The 15,140-nt window shown below is 60.6% G+C and carries 14 protein-coding genes and 1 pseudogene; 8 read left to right on the forward strand and 7 right to left on the reverse strand.

Annotated features, from left to right (window positions below; translation table 11 throughout):
• From AB5758_RS07010 to AB5758_RS07020, 3 genes and pseudogenes are all read right to left on the reverse strand, one after another.
• Positions 1-297: pseudogene (locus AB5758_RS07010) on the reverse strand (ABC transporter ATP-binding protein); the annotation flags it as partial.
• Complete coding sequence (locus tag AB5758_RS07015) at positions 290-2,104, reverse strand: ABC transporter ATP-binding protein (RefSeq protein WP_368141277.1); 1,815 nt, start codon at positions 2,102-2,104, stop codon at positions 290-292. The gene AB5758_RS07015 and the pseudogene AB5758_RS07010, both read right to left, overlap by 8 nt.
• A complete protein-coding gene (locus AB5758_RS07020) occupies positions 2,097-2,441 on the reverse strand; it encodes a MarR family winged helix-turn-helix transcriptional regulator (RefSeq protein WP_368155456.1) in 345 nt (114 codons plus the stop codon). Before AB5758_RS07020 ends, AB5758_RS07015 begins: the two co-directional genes overlap by 8 nt.
• A 24-nt stretch (positions 2,442-2,465) precedes the next feature.
• On the opposite strand from AB5758_RS07020, the gene AB5758_RS07025 reads away from it, so the two are divergent.
• The 4 genes from AB5758_RS07025 (at position 2,466) to AB5758_RS07040 (ending at position 5,642) form a co-directional block, all read left to right on the forward strand.
• Positions 2,466-2,606: a hypothetical protein gene (locus AB5758_RS07025; RefSeq protein WP_368155458.1), complete on the forward strand. Its 141-nt coding sequence runs from the start codon at positions 2,466-2,468 to the stop codon at positions 2,604-2,606.
• 345 nt (positions 2,607-2,951) lie between these two features.
• Positions 2,952-3,776 (forward strand): PfkB family carbohydrate kinase, encoded by an 825-nt coding sequence (locus AB5758_RS07030; RefSeq protein ID WP_368141276.1) that lies wholly within the window; start codon positions 2,952-2,954, stop codon positions 3,774-3,776.
• The gene (locus AB5758_RS07035) at positions 3,769-4,098 is read left to right on the forward strand and encodes a TIGR04076 family protein (protein WP_368141275.1); all 330 of its coding nucleotides are present in this window, start codon (positions 3,769-3,771) and stop codon (positions 4,096-4,098) included. Before AB5758_RS07030 ends, AB5758_RS07035 begins: the two co-directional genes overlap by 8 nt.
• 182 nt (positions 4,099-4,280) lie before the next feature.
• The gene (locus tag AB5758_RS07040; protein ID WP_368141274.1) at positions 4,281-5,642 is read left to right on the forward strand and encodes an ATP-binding protein; all 1,362 of its coding nucleotides are present in this window, start codon (positions 4,281-4,283) and stop codon (positions 5,640-5,642) included.
• A 125-nt stretch (positions 5,643-5,767) separates the two neighbouring features.
• On the opposite strand, the gene AB5758_RS07045 is transcribed toward AB5758_RS07040, so the two are convergent.
• The 3 genes from AB5758_RS07045 to AB5758_RS07055 all read right to left on the reverse strand — a co-directional run bounded on the left by AB5758_RS07045 (position 5,768) and on the right by AB5758_RS07055 (position 9,079).
• On the reverse strand, positions 5,768-6,217 hold the full coding sequence (locus AB5758_RS07045; RefSeq protein WP_368141273.1) for a low molecular weight protein-tyrosine-phosphatase: 450 nt from the start codon (positions 6,215-6,217) through the stop codon (positions 5,768-5,770).
• A 33-nt stretch (positions 6,218-6,250) separates the two neighbouring features.
• Complete coding sequence (locus tag AB5758_RS07050; RefSeq protein WP_271747482.1) at positions 6,251-7,621, reverse strand: ATP-binding protein; 1,371 nt, start codon at positions 7,619-7,621, stop codon at positions 6,251-6,253.
• Positions 7,622-7,816: 195 nt separating this feature from the next.
• Positions 7,817-9,079, reverse strand: a complete 1,263-nt coding sequence (locus tag AB5758_RS07055) for an MFS transporter (protein WP_271747481.1) — start codon at positions 9,077-9,079, stop codon at positions 7,817-7,819.
• A gap of 152 nt (positions 9,080-9,231) precedes the next feature.
• Between AB5758_RS07055 and AB5758_RS07060 the strand changes: the two genes are divergently transcribed.
• The 4 genes from AB5758_RS07060 to AB5758_RS07075 all read left to right on the forward strand — a co-directional run bounded on the left by AB5758_RS07060 (position 9,232) and on the right by AB5758_RS07075 (position 14,120).
• A complete protein-coding gene (locus AB5758_RS07060; RefSeq protein ID WP_055286308.1) occupies positions 9,232-10,179 on the forward strand; it encodes an isopentenyl-diphosphate Delta-isomerase in 948 nt (315 codons plus the stop codon).
• A 241-nt stretch (positions 10,180-10,420) separates the two neighbouring features.
• Complete coding sequence (locus tag AB5758_RS07065) at positions 10,421-11,878, forward strand: SLC13 family permease (RefSeq protein WP_070100742.1); 1,458 nt, start codon at positions 10,421-10,423, stop codon at positions 11,876-11,878.
• 142 nt (positions 11,879-12,020) lie between these two features.
• The gene (locus AB5758_RS07070; protein WP_195445310.1) at positions 12,021-13,508 is read left to right on the forward strand and encodes a UbiD family decarboxylase; all 1,488 of its coding nucleotides are present in this window, start codon (positions 12,021-12,023) and stop codon (positions 13,506-13,508) included.
• A gap of 33 nt (positions 13,509-13,541) precedes the next feature.
• Positions 13,542-14,120, forward strand: a complete 579-nt coding sequence (locus AB5758_RS07075; protein ID WP_055286312.1) for a UbiX family flavin prenyltransferase — start codon at positions 13,542-13,544, stop codon at positions 14,118-14,120.
• Positions 14,121-14,202: 82 nt separating this feature from the next.
• On the opposite strand, the gene AB5758_RS07080 is transcribed toward AB5758_RS07075, so the two are convergent.
• Positions 14,203-15,140 (reverse strand): IS3 family transposase (locus AB5758_RS07080; protein WP_368155459.1); only part of this gene is annotated, 938 nt, incomplete at its 5' end.

Consider the following 15,140-nt stretch of genomic DNA (forward strand, 5'->3'; position numbering starts at 1 on the left):
GTTCCAGAAGAGCGAAGACAGGATGCCGACGCCGTAGATGCAGGCGAGGGTGGTCACGAGCTGTGCGATCTTGGGCTGTGCAGCTTCCCAATCGCCCGACTGCCACGATTCGCTAATAATCTGCAGGGCGCTCTGAAGGAAGGTCGCGCCGATGGAGTTGATGATGGCGCAGAGCACCACGCCGACGACGACGAGGGGCAAAAGCACGGGGTAGAAGCCAAAGAGCGTCTTGATGAGGCGCGACATGGTGCCACCCTTGCGGTTGAGCGCGCGCTCGGCGGTCGTTGCCTTACTCATGTGCCTCGCCTCCTTCCTGGGTCTGAGCTTGTGTTGCGGATGCCTCGGTGTCGGCTTCGACGGCCTCTTCGCCCTCGGCAGACATCTTGTTCTGCGAGGTGAAGGTCTCGCGGTAGATCTCGCTCGTCTTGAGCAGCTCGTCATGGTTGCCGATCTGCGCGATACGGCCACCCTCCATGACGATGATGCGGTCTGCGTCCTGCACGGAGCTGATGCGCTGGGCGATGATGAGCTTGGTCGTGTTGGGCAGATAGCTTGCCAACCCTGCGCGAATCTTGGCGTCGGTCTTGGTGTCGACGGCGCTGGTGGAGTCGTCCAGGATCAAGATCTTGGGGCGACGCAGCAGGGCACGCGCAATGCACAGGCGCTGCTTCTGGCCGCCGGAGACATTGGAGCCGCCCTGCTCGATCCAGGTGTCGTAGCCCTTGGGGAAGCCGTCGACAAACTCATCGGCGCAGGCCAGATGTGCCGCCTCGCGGACTTCCTCGTCGGTGGCGTTCGGGTCGCCCCAGCGCAGGTTCTCGGCGATGGTGCCGCTAAACAGCACGTTTTTCTGCAGCACCATGGCCACTTGGTGGCGCAGGGCGTCCAGGTCGTAGCCACGTACATCCACGCCGCCCACGCGCACGGTGCCTTCGGTGGCGTCGTACAGACGGGCGATGAGGTTTACAAGCGTGGACTTGGCCGAGCCGGTACCGCCGATGATACCGATGGTCTCGCCGCTCTTAATGTGCAGGTCGATATCGTCGAGCGCCTGGCGCTTCGCATGCGCGGAATACTTAAAGCTCACGTGGTCAAAGTCGATGGAACCGTCGGCAACCTCGAGCACGGGCTCGGCGGGATCGGCGATCGTGGGCTCGGCGGCCAGCACCTCGGTAATGCGGTGCGCCGATTCGTCGGCCATGGTCACCATGACAAAGATCATCGACAGCTGCATCAGGCTCATGAGGATCGCGAAGCCATAGGTAAAGATCGAGGAGAGCTGGCCCACGTCGAACAGCGTGCCCTGGCTCGTGATGATGAGCTTGGATCCCAGGTAGATGATGACGACAAATGCGCCGTTGACGCAGATGTTCATCATGGGGTTGTTAAAGGCGAGCAGCTTCTCGGCGCGGGTGAAGTCCATCTGGACGTCGCGCGCGGCGGTGGCGAACTTCTCCTTCTCAAAGTCTTCGCGCACGTAGCTCTTGACCACGCGCATGCCGGTGACGTTTTCCTCGACGGACTCGTTAAGGGCGTCGTACTTGTGGAACACGCGCGAGAAGATGGGGCGTACCTTAAAGATGATAAAGAACAGTCCAAAGCCCAGCAGCGGAATGATGACCAGGTAGACCATGGCGACGCTGCCGCCCATGATAAATGCCATGGTAAAGGCGAAGATCAAGACCAGCGGCGCGCGCACGGCGATACGGATGATCATCATAAAGGCCTGCTGAACGTTGTTGATGTCAGTGGTCAGACGCGTGACGAGCGAGGAGCTCGAGAACTCATCGATGTTGGCAAAGCTGAACGTCTGGATCTTGTAGAACAGGTCGTGACGCAGGTTCTTGGCGAAGCCGCAGCTCGCATGGCTGCAGGTGACGCCGGCCGCGGCGCCAAAAGCAAGCGACGTCAGCGCGATGAGTGCCAAAAAGCCTGCGGTGGGAAGCATCTCGGCTACGGTGGCACCGTCTTTGATGGCGTCGATCAGGTTGGCGGTGATAAATGGAATCAGCACCTCGCAGAGCACCTCGCCAAGCACGAGCAATGGCGTGGCAACAGCGACTTTCATATAGTCGCGGATGCTGCCCATGAGGGTTTTAATCATCCAGTTCCTCCCAGGTTACACGGATTTTCTCGAGCATTTCGGCGAGCTGCTCGCGCTCGTCGTGAGTGAGGGCACTAAAGGCCCGTTCTCTAAAGCGGATGCGGGCCGCCTGGTCGATGCGGGCGTTTTCCCGGCCGGTTTCGGTCAGGCGAATGGTGAGTTGCCGTCGATCCTTGGGGTTACGGCTGCGCTCGATGAGGCCGTTGACCTCGAGCTTGGACAGGATCTCGGAAAGCGACCCCGGTTTGAGGTCAAAGTGCATGCCGAGTTCCTGCTGAGACATCTCGCCGCCGGGCTGCTTGGCCAGCAGGCAGATGATGGGCGCCTTGCCGGACACGCCTCCGCCATGAAAATGCATGTAATGGCCGCAAAAACCCAGGCCGCTCAGGATGCGCTTGGCGAGTTTGTCTTCGGCGCTGACCGCTTCGGGTATGTCTACCGGTTGCGACGGGTCACCGCCGGGCTCATGTGGAAGGACGAGTGGTTCAACACACATATCTAAGCTTCGCTCCTTTCTTTAGTTAGGTAGTGGAATTGTTTTGTGCCTAACTAATCTAGGAGCATAAGAAATCAATGTCAAGGTACCAAACTTATTAAGTTACGGAGTTTTGCCAAACGCCGTAACCGCTCGACGCTGCAAGCGTTCCTAAGCAGCAATCTGTGATTCCGCCACGGTCCGCTTCGGTGCATGTGATCCCTTGGGGACGGAGGAAAAGGGATCATTTTCCGAAACCTTTCCGCAACAATTTGCCCTCCACGGCGCCAGCGCCCGCCTGCCGTGCTCCCTGCGCTACACTTAGTCGCACTGTGGCGCTGCTGCGCCGCGCCCGAACCAAGGGGGACACTCATGAAGAATACTCAGCTGCTGCTGATCAACGATATGTGCGGTTACGGCAAGGTCGCGCTTTCCGCCATGCTGCCGGTGCTGTCGCACATGGGCTATCGCATTCACAACCTGCCGACGGCCCTCGTTTCCGATACGCTCAACTACCCCAAGTTCTACATCCACGACACCACGGAGTATGTCCGCCAGAGCCTCGCCATCTGGGAGGAGCTCGGCTTTGAGTTCGATGCCATCTCGACCGGCTTTATCGTGACCGAGGAAGAGACGCGCATTATCTCGGACTTTTGCCACCGCCGCGCGCAAAAGGGCACCAAGGTGTTCGTCGACCCCATCATGGGCGACAACGGCAAGCTCTATGCGGGTGTGCCCGAGTCCACGATTGGCCTTATGCGGCACCTGCTGGAGTGCGCAGACTACGCGGTGCCCAACTATACCGAGGCGTGCCTGCTTGCCGATAGGCCTATTGCCGAGCAAATTACGCCCGATGAGGCCCGCGCCCTTGTGGACGCCGTGCGTGTCCTGGGTGCCAAGTCGGTGGTCATTACGAGCGCTGTGGTCGACGGTGCGAATGTCGTCATCGGTTACGACCATGTGGCGGGGGAGTACTTCACGATTCCCTTCGACCTGATCCCGGTCTATTTCCCGGGCACGGGCGACACGTTCTCGGCGGTGCTCGTCGGCCGCGTTATGGCAGGTTGGAGTCTGCAGCGCGCGACGTCCGATGCCATGCGCGTGGTGGCTGAGCTTATCGAGCGCAATGCCGACCAAGAGGACAAGTCAGCTGGCCTTCCCATCGAGGCCTGCCTGGATGTGATCGACCATGAGTAATGCTGGCGAGGGCGGCGCCAAGCCTGTGGGCGAGAACAAGCCGCTCGGCGCGCCGCGGGGCAAGCGTCCGTGCATCCGCGTGAGCTGCGTGGACCAGCTGGGTGCGTGCCGTTGTCACCACGGGCACAAGCCGGGAGACGTCTTCGACTTCGACCGAGACCGCGGCAAGATGTGCGCCATGGCCTGCCATGTGGGCTTTCCCTATATCGATATCCTGCGCTATGGCGGAACCGTGCCTGGCAACGAGCCCGGTACGGCAAAGTTCTGCTGCCCCGAGGTCGATACGCTGAACGTCTGGCTTGCCGAGATCGTTGACGAGTAGTCGAGCGCAATGTGGCAAAGGGACAGCCCCTTTGCCACATTCGCCGGTGGTGCCCCTTCTTTTGCTTATAATCTCAAATCTCTGCATTTCATTTGATTTTAGATTCTAAAAATTCTGCGTCTCATCGATAATCAAGCGTATAAAACTTTGCATTTCATTTGATGACACTGAGGGGAGAGCCTATGCTGCGCAGGAAAATAGCGGCAGAGCTGGAGCGTTGGCTGAAGTCTTCCGAGCAAAAGGCCTTGTTCATTACGGGTTCTCGCCAGATTGGCAAAAGCTATTCGATTCGCGCATTTGGCAAAGCCAACCATGCAACCTACATCGAGCTTAACCTCATGGAAAATCGCCAGGCAAAAGATGCTCTTCTCGAGGCGCGGGATGCCGATGATTTCATCAGCAGGGTGACGCTTCTTTCGGGAAAGTCGATTGCACCAGGCAAAACGCTCGTGTTTATCGATGAGGTCCAAGAGGCCCCCGACATCATGACGATGGCAAAGTTCCTTGTTGAGGACGGGAGGTGCCGTTGGGCGTTTTCGGGGTCAATGCTCGGGACCCAGCTCAAGGGCGTCAGGTCCTATCCCGTGGGGTATGTCCACGAGCTTAGGATGTTCCCGCTCGATTTTGAGGAGTTTTGCTGGGCAATCGGGGTGAGCGAGGGGGCTCGTCAAACGATACGTGACGCGTGTATCAGCGAGAGGCCCATTCCTGATTACATTCATGACGCGATGATGGCAAACTTCAGGACCTATACCGTTGTCGGCGGAATGCCGGAGGTTGTGCAGCGTTTCCTTGACACGCAGGGCGACCTTGCCTCTGTTCGTCGGCTACAGTCAGAGCTCAACGAACAGTACCGGCGGGATATCTCCAAGTATGCAAACGGGCGAGCCCTGCAGGTGCAGAGCATCTACGATCAGCTCCCTATTATGCTCGAGGGCGAAAACAAGCGCTTCGTGCTCAATTCCATTGACCCCAAGGCTTACTACGAGAAGTATCAGCGAGATTTTGTATGGCTTGTCGATGCCGGCGTTGCTCTCAAAGCCGATATCGTAACCGAGCCAAAATCGCCCCTGCTCAAGACGGCGCGGCCATCGCAGTTCAAGCTATATCAATCGGATACGGGCATGTTGATGGCGCGCTACCCCGTTGGAGTCGCCCAAGCGGCGTATCTTGATAGCAAGGAGCCCAATCTGGGCGGCATTTACGAAAACGTGGTGGCCCAGCAGCTGGCTGCCCAAAATCGCCAGCTTTACTACTATCAGACAAAAAAGCGCGGTGAAGTGGACTTTGCGGTCGATGGACCGGATGGGACGGCTGTTCCGATCGAGGTTAAATCGGGCTCCTATTACCACGCGCACGCTGCGCTCGGTCATGTGCTTGATACGGCTGAATATGGCGTAAGGCTCGGGATTGTTTTCTCGAGAGGCAACGTTGAGCGCAACGGAGCGGTTCTCTATTTGCCTCTATATGCGACCTGGGCCCTTTCGGATGTTTTGGGCGACTCCTGTGCCAAGGGGATTAAGCTGGAGGTCAAGCCGGTCTAGGGCCAGTCCCTTTGTCACATTCATGAGTGTGGATTTTCTCCCGTATAGAGCGCACTTGAACGCTCAAAGTGGGAGAAAATCTACGCTCGATTTATGCCGTGGGCGCGGTTCGTGCGCCCACGAACCTACAGCTGCTCGAGCATAGCGGTGCAACCGGCGAGCACATCGCGGTAGGTGGCATCGAAATTGCCGGTGTACCAGGGGTCGGCCACGTCGCCGGGACACTCGGTCCAATCGAGCAAGCGCGTAATCTTTCCGTCGGGGCCTGCGTCGCCAAAGATGCGACGCAGGCCCCGCGCGTTCTCAGCATCCATATAGAGAATGTGATCCCAGTCGCCATACTCCGCGCGACGCACCTGGCGGGCACGGTGCGCAACGACGGGAATCCCGACTTCGCGCAGCTTGGCGACCGTGCCATGATGCGGCGGGTTGCCGATCTCCTCAGTTGAGGTCGCAGCGGAGTCAATGACAAACTCGCCCGCGCGCCCGGCGCGCCGCACCAGCTCGGTAAACACGGACTCAGCCATCGTCGAGCGACAGATATTTCCATAGCAGATAAAAAGAATGCGTTGCATGAGCGGCTTCCTTTCTAGGCGGTCGCGCAGGGCTTACAGACTGCTCTTGAGGCAGTTTGCTCCAATAAAGCCCGCTGCGTACAAGGGGAGGTGGCGCAGCTCGCGCCCGTCATCGGTTTCGCTGCGGGAAAAATTGTTCTCGGACAAAATGTAGGCATATGGCGATCGGGCTTTGTCCATAAACGACCCGAGGGTTCTCGCGCGCACGTTACGTGCGGACTTTACTTCGACGGGCACAATTTCCATACGGTCGGTCTGAAGTAAAAAATCGAGCTCGCCGGTCGTCTTCCAAGACGACGGCGGCACCCAGTAATACGTCTGCAAGCTATTGCCCGAAAATGCTTGCATGACCGAGTTTTCCGCCAGGGCGCCTCGGAAGTCGGAAGATAGCGCTATGGCGGAATCCTCTTTGAGGTCGAGCCAGAGCCGCGGGTTGATGCCGAGTTTGTAGAACATGAGGCCGGTATCGAGAAGATAGACCTTAAAGAAACTTCCATCTTCGTCGTCGAAGGGAACGAGGGGAGGCTCGATGCCTTCGGTCAGGTTGTTGACCGATATGATGCCGGCGCCTTCGAGCCAGTCGAGCGGCTCGATAAGCTTGGCGCGACGGCCTCCGCGTTCGACCTCGGAGTACTTGAATTTTTTTGTGGACGATCTCAGCAGCTGGGACGGAATGGAGCGCCAGACCTTGCGCGCCGCCACGCCGCTGATCCCGTTTTCGGGGTCGGTCATATCGGCGGTATAGGTCTCGTCGATTTCGCGCTGCTCGACGCGCGCATCCTCGATGGATAACGTCTTGCGATATGCGTTGACGGCGGCGGGCATGCCGCCCACGATCTGGTATCGATGAAACAGGCTGAGCGCGGCTTGGTGCGCGGCGTAGGTCTCGAGCGTGCCGGCGTGGGTACGAATGGCATTGGCCATCTGCTCCTCGTCGAGCGCCCAGAGAAACTCCTCGAACGACATAGGATGCATGGTCTCTTGACGAACGCCGCTGGGAAAAGGCAACTTGCGCTTGCGCGTGGCGACGCCGAGCTGACTGCCGGTCGCGCATATGCGCCAGCCCGAACCCGAAAAAAAGCGAAGCGAGTTGAGCGCCCGTTCGCAGAGCTGCACCTCGTCAAACAGGATGAAGGCGGTTTCTTTGCGAATGGGGGTGCGTTTATAGTCTGAGATTCGCGCCACGATGGCGTCAACGTCGTCGGTGGGACAGTCGAACAGCGGAGCGATCAGCTCAAGATCGGTCTGAAAGTCGAGTTTGACAAACGCATCGCCGGCGATTCGTCTGCCGATTTCCTCGGCAACGTACGTTTTGCCTACGCGTCGCGCACCACGGATGAGGATGGGGCGCGACGCGTCCTTTGTCGCCCATGATTCGATAACGGATTCGATTGATCTGCGCATGGGGCCGCCTTTCCAATTTCGTGTACTTCAGATACATAGTTTAGTACGATTTCATGTACTTGGAATACACGAAATAGTGGAAAAGTGTGTATCTGAAGTACACGAAATTGCACTGCTGGAGCTTGCAGGCGGATAAACACTACTCGTATGGGACGGTTTTCACCGGTTGCTCGCCACCTTGGGCTATGTTCGCCCCTATGCCTGCATCCGGGGCTGTGCTGATTGACGACGGCGCTCCCAGCGAGCCAACTTAATCGTCACCAGCGTGAGCGCCCAGGCCACAAGCGAGAACACGGCACCGACCGCGCCTACATATGCAATGCCAACTCCGCTTACCACGGCGCCGCCCACTGCGGTGCCAAACGAGATGCCGACGTTAAACGCCATGGGCTCAACCGAACTTGCGAGTACCATCGACTTGGGATGGCGGCTGCGTGCCACGTCCATAAAGTGCGTGATGCACGACACCGAGAACAGGTACATGAGCATCGCCAGGCTAAAGACAAAGACCAGCGCGAGCGGCATGGCGGCGCCCACGGCAAACAGCCCGAGCAGTGCCGCCGCCTGCAGCACAAACGTAACCAGCAGCGCCTTCATGCCAAAACGCGCATCGATCCATCCGCCCAGGATGTTCGAGATCAGGCAGAACACGCCATAGGCCATAAGTGTGGTGCTCGCCTGAACGGTATCCATGCCCAGCACCTGCTCCAGATAAGGCGTCACGTAGCCGTAGAATACGTAGACCGAGCCCACGCCAAACAAGAAGATGAGCATGCCGGTGATGATACTCGGCTCGCGTAGTAGCCCCGCCTGCTCGCGGAAGGTGGCGGGCTCATCGGTCTGCCCGGCGCGAGGCATAAACGCCACGAGCGCGCTACAGATCAAAACGGCAAAGGTCAGCGTGCCGTACATGGCCACGTGCCAATCGAGTGTGTCGGCCACAAACTTGCCAATCGAGGTCACAAAGACCATCGCCACGGAAAACGCGCCGTACACGACCGAGATGGCAAGTGAGGTTTGCTGCGGGGATAGCAGCTCAGGGATGTACGTCACGCCCACGGCGAGCAGCGCACCCGAGACAGAGCCCAGGACAATGCGTGAGATAAACAGCACCTGGAAGTTGGGAGCCAACGCCATGACCAGGTTGCCGAGCACAAAGACGACGCTATAGCACACGAGCAGCTGGTAGCGGCGGAATCGCCCCGTGCTGAGCGCGAGCACCGGCGTCGCGATAGCGTAGACGAGCGCAAACACGCTGATGAGCTGGCCCGCAGTGGCAAGTGATATGCCGAGTTCCGTTGCCAAGTCGCTTTCGATGCCGATGACCACGAACTCGGAGCAGCCGAGCGAGAATCCCAACAGCACGAGCAGCGCCAGGCAGAGCTTGGTGCGCGCGGGGGAGAGCGCGGCGGCGGTTGGCTTACTTTTAGGCGTGGTTGCGGCGGTCAAGGTTGTCACTCCAATGTCGCATGAATAAGCGGGATTCACTTCCTGCAACTCTAACAGAATGTGACAAAGGGGCAGTCCCTTTGTCACATGGAGGGCTTGCCTGTATAGTCGCAATACAGGCGAAGATGGTCTCAGGTACATCGCGGGCGGCAGGAGATCCCATGGGTATGCACACGACAAAGGTTGCAGTGGGCGAGGGCAAGTTTGCGCTCGAGGCCCAGCTGACGGTGACGCCGCGAGGCATGGCGGTGTACGCCTGCTCGCCGGAGTTTGCGCACCTGGGCGCCACGGCGCAGGCCATTCCGCGCCCCGAGCCCGGCCGTACGGCAACGGTGAGCATCCTGGCCGTTCCGTGCCATCGAGACGAGATCCCGGCGCACGATATCGCGGCGGCGCTGGCCACGCGCTTTGGCGTGCCGGTAGTTGCAAGCACGGGTTTTCATGTTGAACAAGCGAGCGGTGACGACCTGCAGCGCGTGCTCGACACCACCAAGGAGCTCATCGCCGCGCTCGAGGAAGCCGCAGCCCGCATTCTGCGCGCCGGCTGGGATGAGGGCGGTGCGGGCGCCGAGGTCGTGGCGGTCGATGCTGCGACCGGCGAGGCGCTTGGCCCCGTCGACCGCATCGAGGCCCATGCTGGTGAGGGCATCCTGCATCAGGCATTTCTGACGCTTTTGGTCGAGGGCCGGGGCGAAGACGCGCGCCTGCTGCTCTGTCGCCGCAGTCCGCTCAAGCGCCTGTGGGGCGGGGTGCTGGCCGATAGCTGCGCCGGCCATCCGCTCCCCGGGGAAGACGTCGCGGCCGCCACGGCGCGCCGCATCAACGAAGAGCTCGGCATTACGCGCGAGCCCGATCAGCTCAAGCACCTCGGACACGTGGTGTACCGCGAGGACCACGGCGACGGTCGCTGCGAGTGCGAATGGTGCGAGGTCTACCTTGCCCATGTTGAGCCGGGCGAGCTGCATATCAACCAAGAGGAGATCTCGGAAGTGCGTCGCGTGGCTCCGTCCGAGCTCAAAGGCTACCTGCAGGGTCACCCCGAGCAGCTGGCCCCCTGGCTCCGCGAGGCCCTCGGCGACCCATTCATCCGCACGGCCCTCGCTATGTAAAAAAGACAGTCCCTTTGCCACATCCAAACCGTCACAACATTCGGCGAAAATCTCGAAAACGAGGAAAAGCGTCGAATGTTGTGACGGTTTTTGTCTAGGGAATCGCTTCTCATCCAAAAAATCCGCTTGACTGTATTGCCGCAACACAGCGCAACGTAAGGGGTGTCCGATAACGGGCGCCCCTTTTTAAGCGGCAACATGGCTGCGAATTCGGAGCGCCCCCAACAAGAAAGGTGGGGAGATGGAAGCGGAAAAGAAGGCGTTTAAGATCACCAAGCGCGAAATTGGCTTTGTGCTGGGTATCGTTGTCTTTTTGCTGGTGAAGTTTCTTCCTTTGGCGGAGCTGAGCTCGACGGTCGAGCTCACGGTCGGCGGTCAGACCTGTCTGGCACTGACGCTCGCCACGGTGGTGTTCTGGGCATGCGGCGTGGCACAGCCGGGCTTTGTGGGCCTGCTCTACTGCGCACTGCTCGTCCTGTTCAAGGTGTGCGTGGACGACACGGGCGCCGCGAGCATCTCGGCGACGGTCGCCTCCACGTTTAGCTCGTGGACCAAGGCCACCATGTGGCTCGTCATCGGCGCCTACCTCATCGCCAGCGCGGTCAAGGAGTCGGGCCTGGGCGAGCGCATCGCCTACGCGTTCATGCTCAAGTTCGTGCGCGACGCCAAGTCGCTCATCATCTCGATCTTCGCGCTCACCTTTGTGCTGTCGCTGCTGATCCCGCATCCGTTCCCCCGCGCCTTCCTCATCCTCGCCGTCGTCTCGGTCATCGCCGAGTCCGCCGGCTACGGTGACGACGACAAGGGCAAGCTCGGCTTCCTCGTGTTTGCCGCTGCCGCCCCGGGTTCCATGTTCTTCCTGACGGGCGACTCCACGCTTAACCCGCTCGTTGCGCAGTACAGTGCCGAGGCCGGCGGCATGAGCCCGTCCTTCGTCGACTGGTTCCTGTACATGAGCGTGCCTATGCTGGTTGCGCTGCTGTGCACCCTGTTCCTGGGCCTTTTCCTCTTTAAGCCCAGCAAGGAGCTCGTCTACGATCGCGAGCAGATCGTGGCCAAGCAGGCCGCGCTCGGCAAGCTCTCCGTCAAGGAGATCCGCACCATCGTGTGGCTTGTCATCGCCATCGCGCTGTGGCTCACCGTCTCGGGCGACTATATCGGCTGGGTCACCCTGGCCATTGGCGTTGCTCTCGCCATGCCCATCATCGGCGAAGTCCTCACTCCCGCCAGCTGGAACGCTGTCGACATCAAGTCCCTCATGTTCCTGACGGCCGCCATGGCCGTGGGCTCCGTGGGCGGTGCCACCGGCATGAACGCCTGGATCGCCGACGTCGTGCTCCCCAGCTCCGTGCCTGAGAACATCTTCCTGTTCGCCCTGCTCGTCGCCGCGCTTTCCATGATCATCCACATGTTCATGGGCTCGGTCATGGCCGTGCTCGGCGTGTGCGTGCCGGCATTTATCAGCTTTGCCGCCGGCTCCAGCGTGAGCCCACTCGCCGTGGCGCTCATCGTCTTCACGTCCATCAACATCCACTACATCCTGCCGTTCCATAACCTGCCGATCCTTATCGGCGAAGGCAAGGACGCCGGCGGCTACACCTCCAAAGAGGCTATGCGCATGGGCATCCCCCTCACCGCGGTCGTCTTTGTCGTCGTGCTGGTCGAGGCCGCCTGGTTCCACCTCTTTGGCCTGATGTAAGCGGTCGAGCGCCCCGGCTGTAAGCAGCCAAGCGCTTGAACTTCGAGTGGTCGAGCGCTCCATTTGTGAGCGCCGCGGCCCCATTACGTTACCCCGTCCGGCGGCACCCCGTCGCCGGACACTCTCCCGAAAGGAGTACGCCATGTCCACTACCGATGCTTCCCAGATCCACGACCTGCGTTCCGCGCTCGACTTTTTGCGTGAGATGCCGGGCCAGCTGCTCGAGACCGACACCCAGGTCGATCCCGATGCCGAGGTCTCGGGCGTCTACCGTCACGTCGGTGCTGGCGGCACCGTCATGCGCCCGACCAAAGAGGGTCCGGCGATGGTCTTCAACAACGTCAAGGGCTTTGACGACGCCAAGGTCTGCATCGGTATGCTTGCCAGCCGCAAGCGCGTTGCCGCCCTGCTCGACCTGGACGAGGAGCACCTGGGCCTCGAGATCGGCAAGCGCTTCGAGAACCTGATCGCCCCCGAGCAGATCGCCGAGGGCAAGCACGTCGACTGCCAGGAGGTCGTGTACAAGGCGACCGACGAGGGCTTTGACCTGCGCAAGATCGTTCCCGCTCCCACCAACACGCCCGTTGACGGCGGCCCCTACATCACCATGGGCCTCGCCTATGGCACGAGCCCCGATGGCACCCAGTCCGACGTAACCATCCACCGCTTCTCCTGCGTCGACAAGGACAAGCTCGCCATGTGGATCACCCCGGGCAGCCGTCACCTGGGTGCGTTCTTTGACGAGTACTGCCAGCGCGGCGAGGATATGCCCATCTCCATCTCCATCGGCCTGGACCCCGCCGTGTACATGTGCTGCGGCTTCGAGGCTCCCACCACGCCGCTCGGCTTCAACGAGCTGCAGATCGCCGGCGCCCTGCGCGGCCGCGCCGTCGAGCTTGCCGACTGCGTCACCGTTCCGCAGAAGTGCATTGCCAATGCCGAGTACGTGCTCGAGGGCTACCTCATGCACGACGAGACCATCAACGAGGATGTCAACGGCCACGGCTACGCCATGCCCGAGTTCCCCGGCTACACCGGTGGCGCCAAGGTCTGCCCGGTGATCAAGATCACCGCCGTCACCACGCGCGTCAACCCCATTATGGAGAGCTGCATCGGCCCTTCGCACGAGCACGTGTCCATGGCCGGTATCCCCACCGAGGCCTCCATCTACAAGATGGTCGAGACCGCTATCCCGGGCCGCCTGCTCAACGTTCACGCCGCTCCCTGCGGTGGCGGCAAGTTCGTTGCCATCATGCAGTTCAAGAAGTCGAGCAAAAATGACGAGGGCCGTCAGCGCAACGCCGCCATGCTCGCCTTCTCGGCGTTCTCCGAGCTCAAGCACGTCATCCTTGTCGACGAGGATGTCGACATCTTCGATATGAGCGACGTGATGTGGGCCATGACCACGCGCTTCCAGGCCGACGTGGACCTCATCACCATCCCCGGTTGCCACTGCCACGTGCTCGATCCGTCCAACGACCCCGCGTTCGATCCTTCGATCCGCGAGCACGGTATCGCCTGCAAGGCCATCTTCGACTGCACGGTTCCGTTTAACCTCAAGAAGAACTTCATCCGCTCGCAGTTCATGGAGATCGACAAGGACAAGTGGGCCGCCGAGCTCGCCTTCTAGTAAGTAGCCCTACCAAGTAGTTAAGGAGTTGTCATGCCTGAGTCTTCTGTTCGTCCCCGTCGCATTGTCGTTGGCGTGTCTGGCGCCAGCGGTGCGGCACTGGGCCTTGAATGCCTCAAATGCCTGCGCCAGGCCGGCGCTGAGTCGGCGCTTGTCGTCACGCGCGGGGGAGAGATCACCATCGAGCAGGAGCTCGGCATGACGCTCGACGAGTTTGCGTGCTATGCCGATGTGGTCTACGACAACAAGAACATTGGCGCTGCCATCGCAAGCGGCACCTATCCGGTCGACGGCATGATCGTGGCTCCCTGCTCCATGAAGACGCTCGCCGGCATCGCGAGCGGCTACAGCGAAAACCTGTTGCTGCGTGCGGCCGATGTGCAGATGAAAGAGCAGCGCCGCCTGGTGCTTATGGTGCGCGAGACGCCCTTCAGTGCGATCCATGTCGACAACATGGCACGCCTGGCGCGCGTGCCGGGTGTCATGCTCATGCCGCCCATGCTCACGTTTTACAACGGCCCCGCCACGCTCGATGAGGCGGTGCATCACATCGCCGCCAAGGCACTCGAGGCCGTCGGCGTGTCGTGCGCCAACTATAAGCGCTGGTCATAGGCATCTTTAGGGTAGGATACGAGTAGTGTTTGAGCCCGCTGCCCTGAACTGCGCCCCAAATCTTGGACGCCCTAAATAGCGACTAGGCCGCGAGGGCCTGATTCCGGTACTCCTCCGGGGTCAGGCCCTTCAATCTTACCTGCCTCCGGCTCGTGTTCCAGTGGACTATGTATTCCTCCAGGTCGCGTTTGAAATCCTCGAACGTCTTCCACTCGCGGCCCCTGTAGAACTCGTCCTTGACGTGGCCGAAGAGCTGCTCGGTGGCGGCATTGTCGATGCAGTTCGCCTTCCTGGACATGCTCTGGACGATACCGGCGGCCTCGAGCCTGGATGTGTATGAGGCGTGCTGGTACTGCCAGCCCCGGTCCGAGTGCATGGTCGGGGCGGCGCCCTCGGGGATCTTGGACAGCAGCTCGTCGAGCATCCTCGCCTGCTGGGCCATGTCGGGCGTGGTCGATATGTCGCTCGCCACGATCTCCTTGGTGCAGAAGTCCAGCGTCGGGGCCCAGTAGGCCTTACCGCCAGCCACCTTGAACTCGGTGACGTCCGTCCCCAGCTTCCGCCACGGGGCCCCGGCGTCGAAATCCCTCGCGATCACGTTCTCGAACGTCCTGCCGACGACGCCCTTGTACGAGTTGTACCTGTGGTAGGCCGTCTCGCGTCTGATGCCGCAGCGAATCCCCATCTCGCGCATCATCTTGAGCACGGTCTTGTCGGCTATCACGGCCCCCTCTTCCGCCCTGAGGCACATCGCTATCTGCCGGTGCCCGCAGCCGTTGGCGGTGCGCGAGAAGATCTCGGCGGCCGCCTCCCAGAGCTCGGCGCGCGTGGGCCTCGGCGGGTGCGCGAGGGCGTAGTAGTAGGTCGACCGCTTGAGCTCGGCGCATGCGAGCAGGTGCCCGAGCGCGTGCCCCTCGGCGCGCAGGGCCGCGACCGCTTCGGCCTTCGCCCTGGTCAGAGCCCGTCCCTCTCGACCAGGGCGCGTAATTTTTTTAGGTAGGCCACCTCGGCCTCGAGCCT

This window comes from Collinsella aerofaciens (assembly GCF_040926405.1).
Classification (GTDB): Bacteria; Actinomycetota; Coriobacteriia; order Coriobacteriales; family Coriobacteriaceae; genus Collinsella.

Excerpts from the sequence above, each read along its gene's own strand:
- AB5758_RS07065 (WP_070100742.1), top strand. The coding sequence starts at position 10,421 with ATGGAAGCGGAAAAGAAGGCGTTTAAGATCACCAAGCGCGAAATTGGC.
- AB5758_RS07045 (WP_368141273.1), bottom strand. The coding sequence starts at position 6,217 with ATGCAACGCATTCTTTTTATCTGCTATGGAAATATCTGTCGCTCGACG.
- AB5758_RS07035 (WP_368141275.1), top strand. The coding sequence starts at position 3,769 with ATGAGTAATGCTGGCGAGGGCGGCGCCAAGCCTGTGGGCGAGAACAAG.
- AB5758_RS07040 (WP_368141274.1), top strand. The coding sequence starts at position 4,281 with ATGCTGCGCAGGAAAATAGCGGCAGAGCTGGAGCGTTGGCTGAAGTCT.
- AB5758_RS07070 (WP_195445310.1), top strand. The coding sequence starts at position 12,021 with ATGTCCACTACCGATGCTTCCCAGATCCACGACCTGCGTTCCGCGCTC.
- AB5758_RS07060 (WP_055286308.1), top strand. The coding sequence starts at position 9,232 with ATGGGTATGCACACGACAAAGGTTGCAGTGGGCGAGGGCAAGTTTGCG.
- AB5758_RS07050 (WP_271747482.1), bottom strand. The coding sequence starts at position 7,621 with ATGCGCAGATCAATCGAATCCGTTATCGAATCATGGGCGACAAAGGAC.
- AB5758_RS07075 (WP_055286312.1), top strand. The coding sequence starts at position 13,542 with ATGCCTGAGTCTTCTGTTCGTCCCCGTCGCATTGTCGTTGGCGTGTCT.
- AB5758_RS07025 (WP_368155458.1), top strand. The coding sequence starts at position 2,466 with ATGGCCGCAAAAACCCAGGCCGCTCAGGATGCGCTTGGCGAGTTTGTC.
- AB5758_RS07030 (WP_368141276.1), top strand. The coding sequence starts at position 2,952 with ATGAAGAATACTCAGCTGCTGCTGATCAACGATATGTGCGGTTACGGC.
- AB5758_RS07015 (WP_368141277.1), bottom strand. The coding sequence starts at position 2,104 with ATGATTAAAACCCTCATGGGCAGCATCCGCGACTATATGAAAGTCGCT.